This is a genomic window from uncultured Methylobacterium sp. (assembly GCF_964242245.1).
Taxonomy (GTDB): Bacteria; Pseudomonadota; Alphaproteobacteria; order Rhizobiales; family Beijerinckiaceae; genus Methylobacterium.
The window spans coordinates 23,352-27,570 of sequence record NZ_CAXTBY010000042.1 but is presented as its reverse complement, the minus strand read 5'-3'; the positions used below and the strand labels follow the sequence as shown (position 1 = coordinate 27,570).

Here is a 4,219-nt window from a genome sequence, read left to right as displayed (position 1 = left end):
AGGCGCACCGGCTCGATCGGGTTCTGGCCGCCGTGCGGCACGAGCGAGCCGCCGAGGAAGACGAGCGGGCTCAGGCGGTAGAACAGGCCGAGCTCGCCGAGCGTGTCGGCGATGTAGAGGTCTATGCCTGCGTGCGGGTGCCCGCCCGCGGCCCGGCGGGCGCTGCGCAAGCCCTGCGCGGCGGCCTGCTCCGCCACCTCGCCGCCGCGGCGGGGATGGCGCGGGGCGACGATGGTCAGGAGCCGCGGGAACCGGTCCTTGAGCGCCGCATGGGCCCGGGCCGCGGCCTCGTCCTCGCCCGGGTGGGTGCTCGCCGCGACCCAGACCGGGCGGTCGCCGATCAGGTCGCCGAGGTGGGCGATCTGCCGGCCGTCGGCCGGCGGCACGGCGGAATCGTACTTGAGGTTCCCGGCAACGCTCACCCGCGGGGCGCCCAGCCGCGCGAAGCGCTCGGCGTCGTCCCGCGTCTGCGCGAGGCAGACCGGGATGCGGGCGAGCAGCGCTTTGGCCGTCCCCGGGGCGCGGGCCCAACGGGCGAACGAGCGCTGCGACATCCGCCCGTTGACGAGCAGCAGCGGGATTGCGCGGGCGTGGAGCGCGACGATCGTGTTCGGCCAGATCTCGGATTCGGCCACCAGCGCGAGGTCCGGTTGCCAGTGGTCGAGGAAGCGCGCGACCCAGCGCGGCGCGTCGAGGGGCACGTACTGGTGCACGGCACCCGCCGGCAGGCGCGCACCGATCACCTCGGCGGCGCTGCGGGTGCCGGTGGTCAGCAGCACCGAGACGCCGCGGGCGATCATGCCGTCGGCGAGGCCCATGAGCGACAGCGCCTCGCCGACGGAGGCCCCGTGCATCCAGGCGAGCGAGCCCGGCGGCCGGGCCCGGCCGGGCAGGCCGCGGCGCTCGGACAGGCGGGCCCGGTCCTCCTTGCCGCGGCGCGCCCGCCACGCCAGCAGCCCGGCCACCGCCGGCTCGCCGAGCCAGAGCCCGCCGCGATAGGCCCGCAGCGCCAGGGTGAGCGGCGGCGCCCGCATGCCAGCGTCCCTCATGCCAGCGTCCTCATGCCGGGGTGTTCGCTCCCGCCTCGCGCCCCGGCTCGGACGGCTTCGGCCGCGCCGGCCCGAGCCAGTTGTCACCGACCCGATCGGGGCGCCCGACGAGGGTGTAGGCCCGGTCGTGGACCCGGTTCATCTCGGCCTCGACTTGGCAGCGCAGGGCCTCGAAGGTCTCCGGGTCGGGCTCGCGCGGCACGTGGATTGCCGCGCCGAACACCACCGCGCCCCGCCCGAACGGCAACCCGAGGCAGGCGCGGTCCCAGCTTCCGAAGCGGATGTGCCGGCTCGTCACCACCGCCACCGGCACGATCGGCCGGCCGGAGAACCGACTGAGCGTGAGGATGCCGGCGTCGGCCCGGCGCGAGATCTTGGGCACGTCGGCGCTGAAGGCGACGATCTCGCCGTTCTTCAGGGCCCGCAGCATCGCGCGCAGGCCCTCGGCGCCGCCCTTGGCCCGCATGTCGCGCACCGCCCGGCCGCGGGCGCCCGACGCGCGGATCACGCGCACGCCCATGCGGGTCAGCGCGATGGTGTTGACGTTGCCGTCGGGGTTCTTCGAGATGATCGTCGCGACCCGATCGACGGGCCGTCCCGCGAACGAGACCATGATGTGCTGGCCGTGCCACATCCCGGCGATGAACGGGCTCAACCCGTCGAGCCACGGGTCGCTGCCCGCCGGCTCGACCGTGAAGCGGTTGGTCCGGCGCACGAGCCGCAGGTAGGCGGCGGCGAGGCGCCCGAGGGCGCTCTGCACGGCCGGATGGCGGCTGAGGCGTTTGACGAGGCTCATGTCTCGCTTCCCAAACCGGCAATCCCTGCGAGCGGGACGCCCGGTCGTTCCCGGTCTCACGCGACATCGGCCGGCGCGAAGACCGCGGCACGGGGGCTGTCTAGACCCGCCCGGCGCGTCGGCGCAACCGAGGCGGTTCGAAGGCAGGCAGCCCTTCCGAGGCCGTTTACGCCTCCGGAAGGACGCCGAACCGGTCGAAATTCTCTTGTTTGGATTCATTCCAATCCATACATTGGAATGAATCGAAATTGAGGGACGATCACATGGCAGCAGGTACTGGAGGCGGCGCGCTCGTCGCCGGCGTTGCCGGGGAACAGCATCGCGCCTTCGTGCTAGCTTACGTCCAGCCGGGGCTCGCCGGGCTGATCGACGGCTCGGTCTCGACGCTGGCGCCGATCTTCGCCGCCGCCTTCGCCACCCACAGCAACGGCGCGACATTCCTCGTCGGGCTCGCGGCCTCGATCGGCGCCGGCATCAGCATGGGCTTCACCGAGGCGCTCTCGGACGACGGCCGCGTGACCGGGCGCGGCACGCCCTGGGTGCGCGGCCTCGTCTGCGGTGCGATGACGACGCTGGGGGGCCTCGGCCACACGCTGCCCTACGCGATCCCCGATCGGTGGTCCGACGCCTTCGCGCTGGCCACCGGGCTCGCGGTGCTGGTGGTGGTGATCGAATTGATCGCCATCGCGGCGATCCGCACCCGGTACATGGCGACGCCGTTCGGGCGCGCCTTCCTCCAGATCGTGCTCGGCGGCGCCCTGGTGCTGGCGGTCGGCGTGCTGATCGGCAGCGCCTGAGGAGCGCGCGGGGGAGCGTGGATAGTGTCTCAGTCTGAAGTTAAGCGCGAGGCCCACGGGCCGCGTCCGACCCTGGTTGGTCATCCCGCGTTCGACGGCGCCTGCCTGAAACCGGTCGCTCGTTCAGCATGTGCTTTTTAGCTAGGCTTGGCCGTCGCCCTTCCGGCAGCTTTGTCGCTTGTTGGATGGAAGCGGACAGTCACTAAGGACAGCCGATGGGGCGAAACCAACAGCTCGGCGCCGGTGGACGCTACAAGAAAATAAGGACGGTCGTGTAAAGCTTCGGCGTCCCGTCTCCTCCATACTGAAGGCGCCATCGCCTTCTCCGACGCGCCACAGCGTGCACGTCATCCGCTGCCATGTTCACCCACGCGTCGCCGTCGATGTCCGCATCGGCCTGCGGGGCCACGCAGACGCGGCAACGTTGCGTCTCCAGCGCTGCATCAGGGGCTCGCCCTCAGCCGCGCCCGCGCCGCCGCATGGTCCGGCGCCTCGGCAAACACCCGCCGCATCGCGTGCCACAGGGGCTTGCGCCGGAACTGCGCATCGAGCGGCAGCGCCCGCTGCGGCAGCCCGTCGGGGCGCTTGCGGAACGGGTGATCGTTCAGCCACGTGTCGGGGTCGTAGAGGTCCCAGGAGACGATGTTGAGCACCGCGGGCTCGGCCACGACCACGTCGAGGTAGGCCCGGGCGAAGTCGGCCACCCGCCGGTCGCGGGTCGCGATGTCGGCGGGAAACGCCCGGTCGTCCACGTCGAACTCGGTGATCTCGATGCCGAGGCCGAGCGTGCCGAGCTCGGCGAGGAAGCGCCGCAACTGCCCCTGGTCGACGGGCAGCGTGCTGGTGAGGTGCGATTGCAGGCCGAAGCGGCGGATCGGCACGCCGCGGGCGAGCATGCCTTCGAGCCGCCGGAGCACCCGGGTGCGGCGCGCTTCCATCCAGGGCACGCCCTGCTCCACCGCGTCCTCGTTCCAGCACGGGGCCGCGTGCGGGTCGGTCTCCTGCAGGATGCGGAAGGCGAGATCGATGTAGCCGGGGCCGAGGCTCGCGAGCCACGGGCTCTCACGCAGGCCGTCGGGCCGCACGTCCGCCGCGTCGCCCTGCGCCAGCACCTCGTTGACCACGTCCCAGGACGCGATCTGGCCGCGGTAGCGGCCCGCCACCGTCTCGATCCAGCGCCGCAAAAAATCCTCGGCCTGGGCGGGGCTGCTGCGCGCCAGCAGCGGCCCGACCCAGGGCGGCAGCGCCTCGTGCCAGACCAGCGTGTGCCCGCGCATCCGCTGGCCGTTGCCGCGCGCGAAGCGCACGAGCGCGTCGCCCTGCGAAAAATCGGTCCGGCCGGGGGCGGCCAGCACCACCTCCATCTTCATCTCGGTGCCGCAGACGAGCAGGCCCGCCTCCCGCGCCACCGCTTGGCGATAGGCGGGATCGCGCGCGAAGCGGAAGCCCGGCACCTCCGTGCCGAAGGTCAGGCCGGTGCGGGCGGCCGCCGCCTGGAGGCCGTCGGCCGACCACGACGGACGGCCCACCGGCCCGAACAGGGCGGCGGGCGCGGCGAGGCTGCCCTGGGCGAGGCT

3 protein-coding genes and 1 pseudogene are annotated in these 4,219 nt (G+C 72.9%); 1 reads left to right on the top strand and 3 read right to left on the bottom strand.

From position 1 onward, the window contains the following. Together ACFE8Y_RS11325 and ACFE8Y_RS11320 are read right to left on the bottom strand one after the other, a co-directional pair. Positions 1–1,034, bottom strand: a 1,034-nt coding sequence (locus ACFE8Y_RS11325; protein WP_375464485.1) for a 3-deoxy-D-manno-octulosonic acid transferase, incomplete at its 3' end; no start/stop codon positions are given. 25 nt (positions 1,035–1,059) lie between these two features. Continuing rightward, a complete protein-coding gene (locus ACFE8Y_RS11320; RefSeq protein ID WP_375464484.1) occupies positions 1,060–1,845 on the bottom strand; it encodes a lysophospholipid acyltransferase family protein in 786 nt (261 codons plus the stop codon). A 314-nt stretch (positions 1,846–2,159) separates the two neighbouring features. On the opposite strand from ACFE8Y_RS11320, the pseudogene ACFE8Y_RS11315 reads away from it, so the two are divergent. Next, positions 2,160–2,642, top strand: a pseudogene (locus tag ACFE8Y_RS11315) (VIT family protein); the annotation flags it as partial. Between the two features lie 443 nt (positions 2,643–3,085). Here ACFE8Y_RS11315 and ACFE8Y_RS11310 read toward each other — a convergent pair. Further along, on the bottom strand, positions 3,086–4,219 hold a 1,134-nt coding region (locus tag ACFE8Y_RS11310), incomplete at its 5' end, for an endo-1,4-beta-xylanase (RefSeq protein WP_375464483.1).